Genomic DNA, 16465 nt, shown 5'->3' on the forward strand with positions numbered 1-16465 from the left:
GTGCCTGTCCAAAGGCTCTGGCGATCAGGTTCTATAGCCAAGGGCAGCTGCATGAGATTACCTGCGAGTGGCGTGCAAACTCGCATAAACATTTCGAGTGGAAATGCTCGACTGAAGTCATGGAAGTAGGGAGGTTGAAGCCTGGTACTGCCTGCTTTAATCCAGTAACCGTATCGCATTCAGTTTCTTCAACCGCAGTGGTCTTGATGACGGGCATGTTAGACATCCTTTGTTACGGTTGAAGTTGGGCGTCAGTGGGAAGCACTAAAGAGCACACTGGCAGCAATGGACGTACGTTCTCTATTTATCTATCGGCCATCATTATGCCTTCTTTAGGCCGTAGCGAAAAAATCTCGACGAATTTGGTGTGGGTGTGTTTTGGGGTATGGGCTAGCGCTGCTCGGGCCCAATCGCTGGTCAATGGTTCGAATCTGGAGGGGGCGCAGCGCGTCCGGGTAGGGTTTTCGCGAGAGTCACAAGCAGCCTTCAGGCTCTTGTTATTGCTTCGGTTCTATCGTGCTATTCTCCGGCGCTTGCTTATCCAGACTGGCTGCCGAGTACGAGTAGTAGAAAATGACCTCCCCAAAGACAGATCTTCAGGCCGCCATTGCCGCCTGCAAAGGTAGCTTCATCTCGGTTGGCTTCTTCAGCCTGTTTGTTAATTTTCTGATGCTCGTTCCTTCCTTTTATATGCTTCAAGTCTATGACCGGGTAATGGGGGCGGGCAGCGAGTCAACGTTGTTAATGTTGACCCTGATCCTCATCTTGCTGCTGGCGACCATGGGTGCTCTGGAGTGGGTGCGCTCGCGGATCATGGTGCGTATCAGTACCCGTCTGGATAGCCTGCTTGGCGGGCGGCTGTACGATGCCAGCTTCAAGCAGGCGTTGAATTCCGGTGGCATGAATGCTTCGGCACAGCCGCTAGCCGACATGACCGGGTTGCGCCAGTTCCTCACTGGCAATGGGCTGTTCGCCTTTTTTGACGCCCCCTGGCTGCCGATCTATCTCGCAGTGATGTTCATGTTTCATCCCTGGTTTGGCTGGTTTGCGGTCGTTTGTGCCGGGCTATTGATCGGTCTGGCCTACGTCAATGAGCGGCTGACCAATAAGACCCTGGGGGATGCCAATAAGGAGAACCTCGCCGCCACCGCCTTCACTAACAAGAATTTGCGCAATGCCGAGGTGGTGGCGTCGATGGGCATGCTGCCGCAGTTGCGCCGCCGCTGGCAGCAAAAGAACAACAGGGTGCTGGAGCTGCAAGGCCTGGCCAGTGACAGTGCCGGCACCATCACGGCGTTCTCCAAGACCTTTCGCCTGCTGGTACAGTCGCTGATTCTCGGCTTGGGCGCTTACCTATCGCTAAAACAGGAAATCAGTGCCGGCATGATGACCGCCAGCTCTATTCTGCTCGGTCGTGCGCTGGGGCCAATCGATTTGATGATCGGTTCCTGGAAGGGCTTTATTTCGGCACGTTCGCAATATGGCCGACTTAACGAATTGCTGGTGAAGATCGACGCCGAGCCGGAGCGCATGCCGCTGCCGCCGCCGAAGGGTGAAGTGAGTGTCGAATCGCTGATAGTGGCCCCGCCGGGCTCCCCGCTGCCGGTGATCCGCGGGGTGACCTTTCATGTCGCTGCCGGCGAATCGGTGGGCATTATCGGCCCTAGTGGTGCCGGCAAATCGACCCTGGCCCGTGCGCTGCTAGGCATCTGGCCCGCCTCTCATGGCAAGGTTCGCCTGGACGGCGCTGACGTGTCCAGCTGGAATCGCGACGAGCTTGGTCCTCATATTGGCTACCTGCCGCAAGATATTGAGCTGTTCGAAGGCACCATCAGCGAGAACATTGCTCGCTTCGGTGTGTTGGACCCTGCGGCGGTGGTTGAAGCTGCATGCATTGCCGGGGTGCATGAACTGATCCTGCGTCTGCCGCAGGGTTACGACACGGTAATCGGTGTCAGTGGTGGTGCGCTCTCCGGTGGGCAGCGCCAGCGCGTTGGTCTGGCGCGAGCCGTCTACGGGAAACCAAAGCTGGTGGTGCTGGATGAGCCCAATTCCAACCTTGATGATCAGGGGGAGCAGGCGCTGGCCGTGGCTTTGCAGCAATTGAAAGTAGCTGGCACGACGCTGTTCGTGATCACCCACCGCCCGAGCATATTGGCTGAAGTCGATAAGCTGATGGTGCTGCGTGATGGCGCGCTGGTGATATTCGGAGCGAGGGTTCAGGTTCTGCTCGAGCTGCAGAAGGTTCAACAGGCGGCCGCAGCGTCGCAGCTTGCCGTCAGTCATGTGTAACGGGTGGGTGTGATGGGAGTGGACATGGACAAATCCGTACAGGCGGTCGTGCCAAGCAGGGTGCCGCAGCCGCAGATCAATGACCTCCCGATTCGTCGCATCGGTTACCTGATCGTTTTCCTGACCTTTGGCTTGTTCGGTTCTTGGGCGGTCTTTGCCCAATTGGACAGTGCGGCATTGGCGCCGGGCGTCGTGACGGTGAAAACTCACCGTCAGACGGTGCAGCACCTTGAGGGCGGTATCATCAAGGCGTTGCATGTGCGCGATGGCGATGTGGTGCGGGCAGGGGATGTGCTGATCGAGCTGGACGGCACCCAGACCCTGGCCGAGCTACAAGTGGTGCACAGCCAATTGATCGCGGCTCGCGCCATGGGGACGCGTCTGACCGCAGAGCGTGATGCTCTGGGGACGGTCACCTTTGCCCCGACGCCCGAGGGCAATGACCCGCGGGTGATCGAGGCGCAGGAGAACGAGCGGCACATCTTCATCGCACGGCGTAACGCCCACGCGGGCGAGATCGACGTGCTGAAGAAGCGCGTAATGCAGCTCAACCAGCAGATTCGTGGTTTTCAAGAGCTGATTGCCAGCAAGCAGCAGCTGGCTGATTCCTATAAGGAGGAGGCCGGCGATCTGAGCGCCCTGCTCAAAGAAGGTTTCGTCGACAAGCAGCGTCTGCGTGAAAAGGAGCGCAGCATGACCGGCCTGTATTCGGAGGTGGCGGATCTGAAGTCCTCCATTGCACAAGCCAATCTGCACATCGGCGAAACCGAGCTGCAGATCGCTCAGCAGCAGAAAAACTTCGTTTCCGAAGTGGTTAGCCAACTGGCTGAAGTACAAACCCGGGTCTTCGACATGAGCGAGCACCTGGCCGCCTTGCAGGACCGTGCCAACCGCATCGAGATCCGTGCGCCTGAATCCGGCATGGTGTTCGGTATGAAGGTGCACACCGTGGGCGGCGTAATCGGGCCTGGCACGCCACTGCTGGACATCGTTCCGGCCAACGAGGGGCTGATTGTAGAGGTCCAGATTTCGCCAATCGATATCGATCGCGTAGCGCCCGGCAAGCAGGCCAAAATTCGCTTCAGTGCCTTCAAGAATGCCAAAACGCTGGTGATCATGGGTAAGCTGACGCGTGTGTCAGGAGACCGTCTGATCAACGAGCAAACGGGTGCTTCTTATTACCTGGGGCGCGTCGAGCTGACCGATAAGGGGCGAAAGGATCTGGGTGACTTGAAGCTGGTGCCGGGGATGCCGGCAGAAGTATTGATCAACACGGGTACGCACACCTTGCTGAGCTATCTGGTGCAGCCAGCGAGCAATGCCTTCGCCCGTTCGTTGCTCGAAGACTGAGCGCGTGAGCTGGATCGCTCCTGCTAGAGGGCGTGGTTGACGGACAGTCTTCGTGGGTGAGGGTGCTATTCAGGCCCAGCCCTTGGGGCTTTTTAACCTGGGCGGCCTGGGTACCGGCAACTAGCGTCTCTGTAGGGGCCGTCAATCAACTTGAATACCGATTTTGGATTGACCCATTGCTTGCAAATAACCCGTGTCGCGCCTTGCCATTTGTACCAGGGGGCGGTGGACGCCTGTGCCTGGATCGAGATCAAGGCCAGGCTCGCCATTAGGGGAATCATGAAGCGGAGGTGCGGGGTCATATAAACCTCATTGCGTGTTGATCAAATGTTATCGCGTTGAACCCTTTCGTATCCGGTATTTATCGCCTGGCCCCTCGAGTGAAGTTTTTCTGGCGGCATCCTTTCCCCTAATCGGCCAAATGCGACAGTCCGCCGCCGCCATTTCTTGGGCGGGCTGCCTTGTCCGTGGGCGTTCTCCCGTTAATGCTGGTGAATCAAGGGTTTGTGTCGGGCCTGCTTAGTTGGTTCGAATATTGCTTGAGCGTGTTTAGAACAGCTACAGGCGGCAAACGTCTGTCAGAGGAGGAAGACTGTGGACAAGTTGCTTTACGTGGCAATGAGTGGTGCGTCCGAGAACGCTATCGCGCAGAAGGCTCATGCGAACAACCTGGCGAACATCTCGACCACCGGTTTTCAGCGTGACCTCGAACAGGCGCGCTCGATGCCAGTGTATGGCGAGGTTATGCCTTCGCGTGCCTACGCCATGAGCGAACGTCCGGGGACTGACTTCTCTGATGGCGCGATGATCGATACTGGCCGGGATATGGACGTTGCCGTGAAAGGGGATGGCTGGATCGCGGTACAGACCGCCGACGGTAGCGAGGCTTACACGCGCACCGCCAGCATGAATATCGATGCTCTTGGTATTTTGCGCACTGGCAATGGTTTGCCGGTGATGGGCAATGGTGGGCCGATTGCCGTGCCGCCTGAGCAACAAATCGAGATCGGTGCCGACGGTACCATCAGCATTCGCTCGATGGGCGAAGGTCCGCAGGTGATGGCGCAGGTCGACCGGATCAAGCTGGTCAAGCCTGACTTGAAAAACATGGAGAAGGGCCCCGATGGCCTGATCCACACCAAAGACGGCAAGGCTGCCGGCACCGATGGCACCGTTCAGGTCGAGTCGGGCTTTTTGCAGGCGAGCAACGTCAATTCCGTAGAGGAAATGACATCGGTGCTGACATTGTCCCGTCAATTCGAATTGCACATCAAGATGATGAAGACCGCCGAAACAAACGATGAGTCCATGGCGCGAGTCTTGCAGAGTTAACTATTGATAGCTCGCGCCGATAATCAGGCGCTCGAGGAGAGAAAGAATGCTTCCTGCACTATATGTCAGCAAGACCGGTCTCGCCGCTCAGGACACTAACCTGACGACCATTTCCAACAACCTGGCGAACGTATCGACCACAGGTTTCAAACGTGATCGTGCCGAGTTTCAGGACTTGTTGTATCAGATCAAGCGTCAGCCAGGTGCTCAGTCAACCCAGGACAGCGAACTGCCGTCCGGTCTGCAGTTGGGTACTGGTGTGCGCATCGTCGGCACCCAGAAAAACTTCTCGGCCGGCAGCTTGCAAACGACCGATCAGCCGCTCGATGTGGCAATCAATGGTCGCGGCTTTTTCCAGGTCATGCAGCCTGATGGCACCGTGGCCTACAGCCGTGACGGTACCTTTCACCTGGACCGCAACGGCCAGATCGTGACCGCCAATGGTTATGCCCTGGAACCGGCAATTGTCGTTCCGGCGCAAGCCCAGACGTTCACCATAGGCCAGGACGGTACCGTGTCGGTGACCTTGGCAGGTGCCAACGCCACCTCCCAGGTGATCGGCAACCTGCAGACCGCCGACTTCGTCAACCCGTCCGGTCTGCAAGCAGCGGGCAGCAACCTGTTCATGGAAACCGCTTCGAGCGGCGCTCCGCAGGTGGGTACTCCGGGCCTGAACGGCTTCGGCACCACCCAACAAAACACCCTGGAAGCTTCCAACGTGAGCACCGTAGAGGAGATGGTCAACATGATCACCACTCAGCGCGCCTATGAAATGAACTCCAAAGTGATTTCCACCGCTGACCAGATGCTGCAGTACGTTACCCAAAATCTGTAAGGCACGGACTGTGTTCCGCCTGTCGATACACCGGCTCATTTTGATAGGGCGCCTGATAAGCGCCTGCTGCACCGCGAGGTTTTAAGTGTCATGAAACGGCTTCCTTTTCTGCGGCTTTCCCTGCTGCTTGCTCCGTTGATAGCCATGTTTTGCGCAAGCGCATTGCTGGGTGGTTGCGTTGCACCTGTGGCCAAGCCCAATGACCCTTATTACGCGCCGGTGTTGCCGCGTACACCACTGGCGGCGGCAGCGAACAACGGTTCGATCTATCAGGCCGGCTTTGAGCAAAATCTCTATGACGACCGTAAGGCTTATAGGGTTGGCGACATCATCACAATCACGCTTTCCGAGAAGACGGCGGCGAGCAAGGCGGCCAGTAACGGGATCACCAAGAACAGCAGCAACAGTATCGGTTTGACCTCGTTGTTTGGTGCCGGTGTGAGCACCGGCAATCCGGTGGGTAGCGGCGATCTTAGCCTCAACGTTGGCTATAACGGTGCGCGCACCACCAAGGGTGATGGCAAGGCAGCTCAAAGCAACAGCCTGACCGGTTCGGTGACCGTGACGGTGGCCGAGGTCCTGCCCAACGGCATCCTCGCGGTTCGCGGCGAGAAATGGATGACCCTCAACACGGGTGATGAGTTGGTGCGTATCGCCGGCCTGATCCGTGCTGATGACATCGCCACTGACAACACGGTGTCGTCTACTCGAGTAGCCGATGCTCGCATTACGTACTCGGGTACCGGCTCGTTCGCCGACTCCAGTCAGCCGGGGTGGTTCGATCGGTTCTTCCTCAGCCCGTTGTTCCCTTTCTGATGGCGGGATAGACATGCTCAATTTCAAGCAACTGATTGCAGCGGTCCTGCTGCTGTCCACAACGCTCGGTGTTCATGCTGAGCGTTTGAAGGACATTGCCAGCATTTCCGGGGTGCGGACTAACCAATTGATCGGCTACGGTCTGGTGGTTGGTCTCGATGGTACGGGCGACCAGACCACCCAGACTCCGTTCACGCTGCAAACATTCAACAACATGCTGGCCCAGTTCGGCATCAAGGTGCCGAGCGGCTCAGGCACCGTCCAGTTGAAGAACGTCGCTGCAGTGGCGATATATGCTGACCTGCCGCCGTTCGCCAAGCCAGGTCAGATGGTCGACATTACCGTGTCGTCCATCGGTAACTCGAAAAGCCTGCGCGGGGGCAGTCTGTTGATGACCCCCATGAAAGGTATCGATGGCAACGTCTACGCCATTGCCCAAGGCAACCTGGTGGTCGGTGGCTTCGACGCAGAGGGCCGGGATGGGTCGAAGATTACCGTCAACGTTCCGTCGTCCGGTCGTATCCCCGGGGGGGCTTCTGTCGAGCGTACTGTGCCGAGCGGGTTCAATCAGGGCAACAGCCTGACCTTGAACCTCAATCGTTTTGACTTCACCACCGCCAAGCGTGTGGTCGACAAGATCAATGACCTGCTTGGCCCTGGTGTGGCTCAGGCCCTGGACGGTGGATCTGTGCGGGTGACTGCGCCACTGGATCCGAATCAGCGGGTCGACTACCTGTCGATGCTCGAGAACCTGGAAATCGATCCGGGTCAGGTGGCCGCCAAGGTCATCATCAATTCGCGTACCGGCACTATCGTGATCGGCCAGAACGTTAAGGTTTCACCGGCAGCCGTGACTCACGGCAGCCTGACGGTGACCATCACCGAAGACCCGATCGTCAGCCAGCCGGGCGCCTTGTCCGGTGGCCAGACAGCCGTGGTCCCGCGTTCGAAAATCAAGACGGCGCAGGAACTGCACCCGATGTTCAAGTTCGGCCCAGGCACCACGCTGGATGAGATCGTTCGAGCGGTCAATCAGGTCGGTGCGGCACCCGGTGACTTGATGGCGATTCTTGAAGCGTTGAAGCAGGCGGGCGCGCTGCAAGCCGACCTGATCGTAATCTGAGGAACTGAGCATGGACATGCCGAAGGGCGGGGTTTCCTCGGGTAGCGATTCAGGTGCCTATAGCGACTTGAATCGTCTGAATGCCCTGAAAACGGGGAACAAGAACAGCGACGCGAACTTGAAGAAGGTTGCCCAGGAGTTCGAGTCGCTGTTCGTCAGCCAAATGCTCAAGTCCATGCGCTCGGCCAACGAGGTGCTGGCCAAGGACAACCCGATGAATACCGCGGCGACTCGCCAGTATCAGGATATGTATGACCAGCAGCTATCGGTGACCATGTCCAAGCAGGGCGGCGGTATCGGCCTGCAGGATGTATTGATGCGGCAGTTGTCGAAAATCAAGGGAGGGCAGCCCTCCGAGCCTGCGACGGGCAACCTGACGTCAACCATCAAGAGCTCGGACCTGAAGAGTTCGGATCAGGACAGTTCTGCCCTGGCGACCAAAATCGCTCAGCGACCGCTGTGGGCTACGCGCTCTGTTGCAGTCGATCATGCACATGCCGCGGCTGCCGCCTCTGCTTCAGCCAGCGGCGTCGTGCGCAATGACGTGGCGATGCTCAACCAGCGCAGGTTGTCGCTGCCAAGCAAGCTCGCCGATCGGTTGCTCGCGGGCATCGTTCCGGCCACCACTGCCAGCCAAGCGGCAGGCGAGGTGGGGTTGAAAAACCGTATTTCGGCACCCGGTGCTACCGATACCCGCAGCGGCGGTACATTCGCAGGCAATGGCGACTGGACGCAGGACCCGAATCTCTCCGCCTCGACGGGCTCGACGCGGGTCCATGGTCGCACCATCGCTCAGCCGCCGCTGGCGCCCGCCGGTAAAGCATTCAGCAGCGCCGACGATTTCGTCGCGACCATGTTGCCGCTGGCCAAGGACGCCGCCGCGCGCATTGGCGTCGATCCAACCGTACTGGTCGCTCAGGCGGCCCTGGAAACAGGTTGGGGCAAATCGGTGATGCGCCAGCAGGATGGCAGCAGCAGCCACAACCTGTTCGGCATCAAGGCGCAGGGTGATTGGCAGGGCCCCGAGGCACGGGCAATCACCAGCGAGTTTCGTGATGGGCAGATGGTCAAGGAAACGGCGGATTTCCGTTCCTATGATTCCTACTCCGACAGCTTCCATGACCTGGTCAATCTATTGCAGAGCAACAATCGCTATCAAGGTGTACTGAAATCGGCCGATAACCCGGAACAGTTTGTGAAAGAACTGCAGAAGGCTGGTTACGCGACAGACCCGGACTATGCCAGCAAGATTTCGCAAATCGCCAAGCAGATGAAGAGCTATCAAAATTACGCAGCCGCGAGCTCTTCCACGACTTTATAAGGCTTGAACCATGTCACTGATTTCAATTGGGCTCTCAGGGCTGACTGCTAGTAGTGCGGCGATCAACACTATCGGTAACAACACCGCCAACGTTGATACCGCAGGTTATTCTCGCCAGCAGACCATGACCGTTGCCTCGGCATCGCAGAACATCGGGGCTGGTTACATCGGCACTGGTACGACGCTGTCTGATGTGCGACGCATCTACAACAGTTACCTCGACAGCCAGTTGCAATCCAGTACTGCGCTCAATTCCGACGCTACGGCCTTCCTGGGCCAAGCCAGTTCTACTGATACGTTGCTGTCTGACAGCAGCACCAGTGTCTCGACCGTGCTGGCAACTTTTTTCACTCAGATGCAGGGTGTCTCGACGACGGCAACCGACTCAAGTGCCCGCGCACAGTTTCTAACGACCGCCTCAGCGCTCAGCGCCCGGTTCAATTCGACTTCTTCGCAATTGAGCGCACAGAACACCGCTATCAATAGCCAACTGACCAGCCTGACGGGTCAGGTCAACACGCTGTCGGCGTCGATTGCACAGTTGAACAAGCAGATCACTCAGGCGTCGGCGGGCGGCTCAACACCCAATAGCCTGCTTGATGCGCGTAACGAGTCGGTACGCCAGCTCAATGAGCTGGTTGGCGCGAAAGTTGTGAATAACAACGGCAGTTACGATGTGTACGTGGGTACTGGCCAGGCGCTGGTCAGCGGCACGACCGCTAATACCTTGTCCGCAGTGCCAGGCACGAGCGATCCTTCGCAATACAGTTTGAAAGTGAACTACTCACAGACCAGTGCGGACGTGACGTCGGTCGTGACCGGCGGCACCATCGGCGGTCTGCTGCGCTACCGCACCGATGTATTGGCGCCTGCAGTCAACGAGTTGGGGCGTGCCGCACTGGTCGTTTCCGATCAGGTCAACAGTCAACTGAGCCAAGGTATCGATAGCAACGGCGACTTTGGTACCAATCTGTTCAACAGCATCAACGGTGCCGATCAGATCAATCAGCGCAGTCTTGCCACGTCAGGCAACAGTGCCGGTTCGGGCAACCTCGACGTGACCATTGCCGATACTGGCAAGCTGACGGCAAACGACTATCAGGTCACCTTCACCAGCAGCACCGGCTACAACGTCAAGCGCCTGCCCGATGGTACAAGTGTGGGGTCCTATGATCTCAGTACCACCCCGCCTCCGGTCATCGACGGCTTTTCGTTGTCGCTCAATGGCGGCGGCGCGAGCACGATGAATACAGGTGACAGCTTTAAAATCACCCCGACCCGCAATGCCGCGGCGGGCCTCACGACCGTGATGAGCGACCCCAAAACCATCGCGGCTGCCGCGCCTCTGACGGCGACAGCGAGTGGGGGCAATCTGGGGAGTGGCGTGATCACCCAGCCAGCGCTGACGAGCAGTCTGGATATCTACAGTCCGACCACTAGCGCTGATCTGCGTACTGCCTTGAAAGACTCGACCCCGGTCAAGCTGGTCTTCGGTGCCGCCAGCGGCGGTTCTCAAAGTTATCAGTTGCTTGACGCCAAGGGGCAGGCGGTGCTGGACGCCTCGGGCGCTGCCGTTACCGGCTCAATCGTGCCTGGGCAGAGTAATGCGCTGAGTTTGTCAGTCGGGTATACCGACTCCACCGGCGCGTCACAGGCCTACAACTTCACTATGACGGTGGCTGGCGCGCCGAGCCAGAACGATAGCTACAGCATCAACCTCACTGGCGCTGGTTCTGCGGATAACCGCAACGCCCTGGCTGCATTGGCTTTGCAGACCAAGCAGACGGTGGATGTTTCTTCAGCCAATAACGGAATGAGCCTGTCCGGCGCCTACGGCAAGCTGGTTGAAACCGTCGGAGCTCAAGCCAGTCAGGCCAAAAACGACAGCACCGCGACCACGGCAGTCCTGACCCAGGCCAAAGGCGCACGTGATGGGGTGTCTGGTGTGAACCTTGATGAAGAGGCTGCCAACCTGATCAAGTATCAGCAGTACTACACCGCTTCTTCGCAGATCATCAAGGCTGCGCAGACCATTTTCAGCACGCTGATCAACAGTCTTTAAGGGGGCGTAAACCATGCGTATTTCCACTGCCCAGTTTTACGAAGCCAGCGCCACGAACTACCAGCGTACGTATAACAATGTGATCACCACCGGTAACGAGGTCTCCAGTCAGGTCAAACTCAATACGGCGGGTGATGATCCGGTCGGCGCCGCGCGCGTGCTTCAACTCGCGCAACAAAGCTCGATGCTTGACCAGTACAAGACCAATATCAGCACCGTTAACGCCAATATGACTCAGACCGAAACTGCACTGAGCAGCATCACTGATGCATTGCAGACAGCCAGAGAGCTGGTGATCCGGGCGGCCAATGGCACATTTACAAATGCCGATCGTAAAGCCAACGCGGATGAACTCACCCAGCTCCAGACCCAGATAGTGGGTGTGATGAACAGTCAAGACGCCAACGGTCAGTATATATTCTCTGGCGGCAAGTCCACGACGGCACCGTATGCTTTGAACAGTGACGGCACCTACAGCTATAAGGGTGATCAGACCTCGGTAAACCTGCCTATCGGCGACGGGCTTTCGGTGGCGAGCAATACCACGGGTTGGGATGCTTTCGAGCAAGCGATTAATACCACGCGCACGTCGAGCACCCTGACGTCGCCAATGGTGAATGACGGCAAGGTGAGTTTGTCTGGGGGGGTTGTGACCTCCAGTCCAACCTATAACTCCAAGTTTGTTGCTGGCCAGCCCTACACGGTGGCGTTTCTCAGCAGCTCGCAGCTGCAAATCACCGATGCGGGAGGCAACGATGTGACGGCTGAAGCCAGTCAGTCCGGTGCATTCAGTTCGGCAAATGCAGCGGATCAGCCTGTCAGTTTTCGTGGCGTCAATTTGAACTTGAACATCAACCTGACCGCTACGGAACGGGCAACCACCGCCACCGCCGATGCCGCCATCGCGGGTCACAGCTTTCAATTGGTTGCCACCCCGAGCAGTATCAGTACGTCGCGCAGCCCGGGTAACCCTTCGGCCGCAACGATCACCTCTGCATCGCCTGGCACCACTGCTGCGGACACGACTGCGTATAACAACAGTTTTCCGGCGGGTGGGGCGATTCTCAAGTTTAGTAACGCAACCGACTACGATCTTTATGCCGCACCGATCACGGGCAGCAGTACACCGGTTTCCAGCGGCAGCTTGGGCGGTATTACCGGTACTACTGCGAACGCGTCAGGCGTCAATTTTACCGTGAGTGGAACGCCAGCGGCGGGCGATCAATTCGTGGTCCAGGCCAATACCCATCAGACTCAGAACATTCTAAATACGCTGACGTCTGCTATTACCGCGCTGAACACGCCAGCCGATGGCGACCCGGTGGCCATGCAGAAATTGAGCGCTTCGCTGGATTCGGCGCTGGGCAACTTGACCAGTGGCACCGAACAGATAAGTACAGCGATTGCCTCCGGGGGGGCACGTCAAAACGCGGCGACCGACCAGGGCACCACCAATGACAGCCTGCAGGCCTCCAACAGCACGAACCAGTCTGCGATTACTGCCTCCGACCCGGTAGATGCTATCGCCCGTCTGACCATGCAGAAAACCATGTTGCAGGCTTTGCAGTTGGTGTTTACCCAAGTCTCTCAATTGAACCTGTTCAGCAAAATTTAAACGTCTGCCCGGGCGGTAGCGCGACCGTCGCTACAGCCCCGAGCGATAATCGTTCTTTAGCGGTTTCAGGGGGCTCGCTCGACTGAGTGGGCGCCCGCCGCTCGTGAGTCTGCGCCGTGAATCCAGTACCTCTCGTCAGCATTGTCATCCCCGCGTTCAATCCGCATTTTTTTAAAAAAGCATTAGTCAGCGCTTTGAACCAAAGCTACGGCAACCTGGAAATCATTATTTGTGACGACAGTCGCAGTGATGAGATCAAGGCTATCGTCGAGTCATTTGTGGGAATTACAACTGTCTCCCTGCGTTACGTGCGAAACCCGCAGCATTTGGGTTTCGTCGGTAACCTACAGGCCGGACTGGGGGAGGCGAGAGGCGAGTTCATCAAGTTTCTGTGTGACGATGATCAGCTGTTCCCTGCGATCATCGAGCGACAGGCGCAAGTATTTATCGAGCACGCGGATGTCAATTTGGTGCTGGCTCAGCGAATGTTCTGGGATGCCGACGATATTCAGCTGTCTGCCCGCCTGGAGAATACGCCGCTGGCGCCAACCAGCGGTTTGTTCAAGGGCGAGGATTTACTGGCGATTTTTGAGGCCTTCCCGGTCAATTTTCTGGGTGGTTTCAGCAATGCCCTGCTGCGTCGTCTGGATGTCCTGGAGTTTTTACCTGCCTTGACCCAATCCGGCCAGGGTTTTGCGGCACTGCTCGATTTTGCCTTGTACATTTGTTTGTTGCGGCGCGGGAACATGGTTTCGCTGAACCTGATTCTAAGTGTCGAGCGTCTGTACCCGGAGCGGCTGAGTCGGCAGCAACCGATGAGGGACGCGGCGGCGATTGAAATGCAGTGGCTAGTACAAATGCTCAAGGCGCGTAGCGGCGAGTCGGCTCCGGCCAGCGGTTGGGCTCGTTACGTCCCCTTGAAGCGCGCGGGCGGGTTGCCGCGAGACTGGGATGAGCTGCCTTTGAATCGCATGCTTGGTACCAGGCAGTCCGCCCTGAAATGGCGGGTGGGCGTTGCGAGTGAGAGTTTTGCCGAACTTTACGCGCAATGGCTGGCATGCCGTACGCTTTCTGGCGCGCAGCGCAAATTGCTGCCGGAAATCCTTGCGGGCTGGCCGCAGCAGCCCAAAATTGTTCCGGTTATTATTGATGAACAGGCCAGCAGCGCCGGCCTTGACGTCACCCTTCAGAGCCTTGCCGGTCAGCTCTATCCTCCTGAGCTGGTGCTGGTGTTGTCCAGCGCCTGTAGTGAGGCCTCGCTCGACGGGCGCGTTTTCAGCTTGCCGCTGCAGGACAATTGGCAGCAGCAACTCAATGGGCTTCTGCCGCAGCTCGAAGGCGCACACTGGTTCTATTTGCTGGGTGCCGGGGATCGCCTGGTGGCGCCTGCGTTGCTGGTACTGGCCGAACGCATTGCCATGTCCCCAGGTGCACTGTGCGTCTACAGCGACGAAGGCGCCCTGCGTGAGGGCGAGTCCGTCGAGCCGGTTTTCAAGCCTGATTTCAACCTGGACTTGCTGCGTAGCTATCCCTACGTGGGTCGGAATTTAGCCTTTCAGCGCCAGCGCGTTCTTGAATTGGGTGGCTTCAATCCGCTTTATGGCGCGCTCGCTGCCCAGGATCTGCTCTGGCGTCTGGTTGAGAATGATGGCCCTCAGACCATAGAGCATATTGCCGAAATTCTGCTGGAGTCATCGCTCTCCCTTTCCCGGTGGTTGTCTTTGCCCGAAGTGGTCGAGCAAAATCCTCTGGTGCTGGCGGCGCATCTGCAGCGTATGGGCATTGCTCATGAAATCAGGCGCGGCAGCATGCCGTTGCTCAATCGGGTTGATTACCTTCACACCAAGCGGCCGCTGGTGTCGATCATCATCTCTTGCAAAGATCAGTTGGCGGTGCTGCAACGCTGTGTTGAAAGTCTGCTGGAGAAAACGGCCTATAGCGAATACGAGTTGTTGATCGTTGACAGGGCCAGTGAAAGTACTGACGCCCGCGCCTGGCTGGCCAGTATGGCGCAGTTGGGCAGCGACAAATTACGTGTTCTGGACTATCCGTTGGAGCCCAATGCCGCGGCAATCGGTAACTTCGCAGCGCAGCAGGCACGCGGTGAATACCTACTGATGCTCAGCCCCTATGCGGTGATCACCAACGCCGACTGGCTGGAAGCTTTGCTCAACCATGCGCAGCGTCCAGAGGTCGGGGTAGTAGGCGCCAAGCTGTTCAGTCCTAATGGCTGTGTCCTGCATGCAGGATTGATTCTCGGTCTTCAAGGTCCCGCTGGGGTCCCGTTCTTCGGGGAGCCCATGTATGCAGCTGGCTACATGCAGCGCTTGCAAGTGGCCCACGATTTGAGCGCCGTCGGTGGCGATTGCCTGATGGTGCGTAAACAGGTCTTCGACGAAGTCAGCGGGCTGGATGAGGTGAACTTCGCGCAGACCTTCAATGAGGTGGATCTATGTTTGCGGGTGCGCCAACAGGGCTATCTGGTGGTCTGGACACCCTATGCCCAACTGGCTTTGGGTGCGCGGCCTGTTGCGGTGCAGGATGTCACGCTCGAAGAGCGACAGCTTGAGGAGCAAAAAAGGTTCTACCAGCACTGGTTGCCGACTATTGCCAAGGATCCTGCGTATAACCCGAACCTGGCCCTCACCAGTTCCAGCTTCAGCCTGGAGCCTGGGTTGAATTCGGGGTGGAACCCGTTCTCCAATCGTCAGTTACCGAATGTCCTGGCGTTGCCCATCAATGCCTCGGCGATTGGGCATTATCGCGTGACCCAGCCACTTATCGAGTTGCAGGCGGCGGGCCGGGCGGTCGGGCGTATTAGCTATGACATGCCATCGATTGTAGAGGTTGAGCGCCAGTCGCCTGACGTTATCGTTTTTCAGGGGCGCTACAGCGAAGGGCCGATCAATGAGATCGTCGTTTTGAAAAACTACTCTAACGCCCGGCGAATTTTCGAGCTGGACGACTATGTCATTAGCCCTACAAAAAAAAATGCCCATATTCGTAATATGCCGGACAACGCGGAGATGGAGCTTCTGGTTCGACGGGGTATCGGTTTGTGTGATCGAGTGGTGGTCTCGACTCAGCCTCTGGCCAATGCCCTGGCGCACATGCACCACGACATTCGTGTCGTGCCTAATATGCTGGCGCAAGATTTGTGGGCCGGACTGAGCAGTCAGCGCCGGACATCGAAAAAACCCCGGGTAGGCTGGGGTGGCGGTACCAGTCACTCTGGTGATCTGGAGATCATTGCCGAGGTCGTTCGCGAGTTGGCCAATGAAGTGGATTGGGTGTTCTTTGGAATGTGCCCGGACGCGTTGCGGCCTTACCTGCACGAATTCCATGGCGTGATCGCCCTCGATATCTACCCGGCGAAGCTGGCCAGTCTTAATCTTGACCTGGCCTTGGCACCGCTGGAATTCCATATATTCAATGACTGTAAAAGTAACCTGCGCTTGCTGGAGTATGGCGCTTGTGGATACCCGGTGGTGTGCACCGATACCGAGGCCTATCGGGGTTACCTGCCGTGCACCCGGGTAGTCAGCAACAGTACCGAGGAATGGTTGCAGGCCATTCGCATGCACCTGGCGGATCCGCAAGCCAGCTACCGCATGGGCGATGAACTGCGTGAAGCGGTACTGCGCGATTACATGCTGCAAGGGGACAACTTGCGGTATTGGGAACATGGCTGGTTGGCAGATTAAATCTCGCGGATTTAA

9 protein-coding genes and 2 pseudogenes are annotated in these 16465 nt (G+C 57.7%); all 11 read left to right on the forward strand.

Annotation, left to right across the window (positions count from 1 at the left end):
* Window positions 1-573 precede the first annotated feature (573 nt).
* The 11 genes and pseudogenes from AC1ME2_RS22415 to AC1ME2_RS22465 all read left to right on the forward strand — a co-directional run bounded on the left by AC1ME2_RS22415 (window position 574) and on the right by AC1ME2_RS22465 (window position 16450).
* Window positions 574-2292 carry a type I secretion system permease/ATPase gene (locus AC1ME2_RS22415; RefSeq protein ID WP_480436871.1) on the forward strand — a complete coding sequence of 573 codons (1719 nt, stop codon included), beginning with the start codon at window positions 574-576 and terminating at the stop codon, window positions 2290-2292.
* 24 nt (window positions 2293-2316) lie between these two features.
* Entirely contained in the window at window positions 2317-3642 is a 1326-nt protein-coding gene (locus AC1ME2_RS22420) for an HlyD family type I secretion periplasmic adaptor subunit (RefSeq protein WP_480436872.1), read from the forward strand.
* A 594-nt stretch (window positions 3643-4236) separates the two neighbouring features.
* Window positions 4237-4974, forward strand: a complete 738-nt coding sequence (locus tag AC1ME2_RS22425) for a flagellar basal body rod protein FlgF (protein WP_480436874.1) — start codon at window positions 4237-4239, stop codon at window positions 4972-4974.
* 46 nt (window positions 4975-5020) lie between these two features.
* Window positions 5021-5809, forward strand: coding sequence for a flagellar basal-body rod protein FlgG (gene flgG, locus AC1ME2_RS22430; protein WP_480436875.1), 789 nt, complete (start codon window positions 5021-5023; stop codon window positions 5807-5809).
* 144 nt (window positions 5810-5953) lie between these two features.
* Window positions 5954-6625 (forward strand): flagellar basal body L-ring protein FlgH, encoded by a 672-nt coding sequence (flgH, locus tag AC1ME2_RS22435; RefSeq protein WP_480442284.1) that lies wholly within the window; start codon window positions 5954-5956, stop codon window positions 6623-6625.
* A gap of 13 nt (window positions 6626-6638) precedes the next feature.
* On the forward strand, window positions 6639-7748 hold the full coding sequence (locus AC1ME2_RS22440; RefSeq protein WP_480436877.1) for a flagellar basal body P-ring protein FlgI: 1110 nt from the start codon (window positions 6639-6641) through the stop codon (window positions 7746-7748).
* 10 nt (window positions 7749-7758) lie between these two features.
* Window positions 7759-8368 (forward strand): annotated as a pseudogene (locus AC1ME2_RS22445) (rod-binding protein); the annotation flags it as partial.
* A 155-nt stretch (window positions 8369-8523) separates the two neighbouring features.
* Window positions 8524-9069, forward strand: a pseudogene (gene flgJ / locus AC1ME2_RS22450) (flagellar assembly peptidoglycan hydrolase FlgJ); the annotation flags it as partial.
* 10 nt (window positions 9070-9079) lie between these two features.
* Window positions 9080-11131 carry a flagellar hook-associated protein FlgK gene (gene flgK, locus AC1ME2_RS22455; protein WP_480436879.1) on the forward strand — a complete coding sequence of 684 codons (2052 nt, stop codon included), beginning with the start codon at window positions 9080-9082 and terminating at the stop codon, window positions 11129-11131.
* A 13-nt stretch (window positions 11132-11144) separates the two neighbouring features.
* A complete protein-coding gene (locus AC1ME2_RS22460) occupies window positions 11145-12746 on the forward strand; it encodes a flagellar hook-associated protein 3 (RefSeq protein ID WP_480436881.1) in 1602 nt (533 codons plus the stop codon).
* A 116-nt stretch (window positions 12747-12862) separates the two neighbouring features.
* On the forward strand, window positions 12863-16450 hold the full coding sequence (locus AC1ME2_RS22465) for a glycosyltransferase (protein WP_480436882.1): 3588 nt from the start codon (window positions 12863-12865) through the stop codon (window positions 16448-16450).
* Window positions 16451-16465: the final 15 nt, after the last annotated feature.

This window comes from Pseudomonas sp. ASL9, from assembly GCF_056680335.1.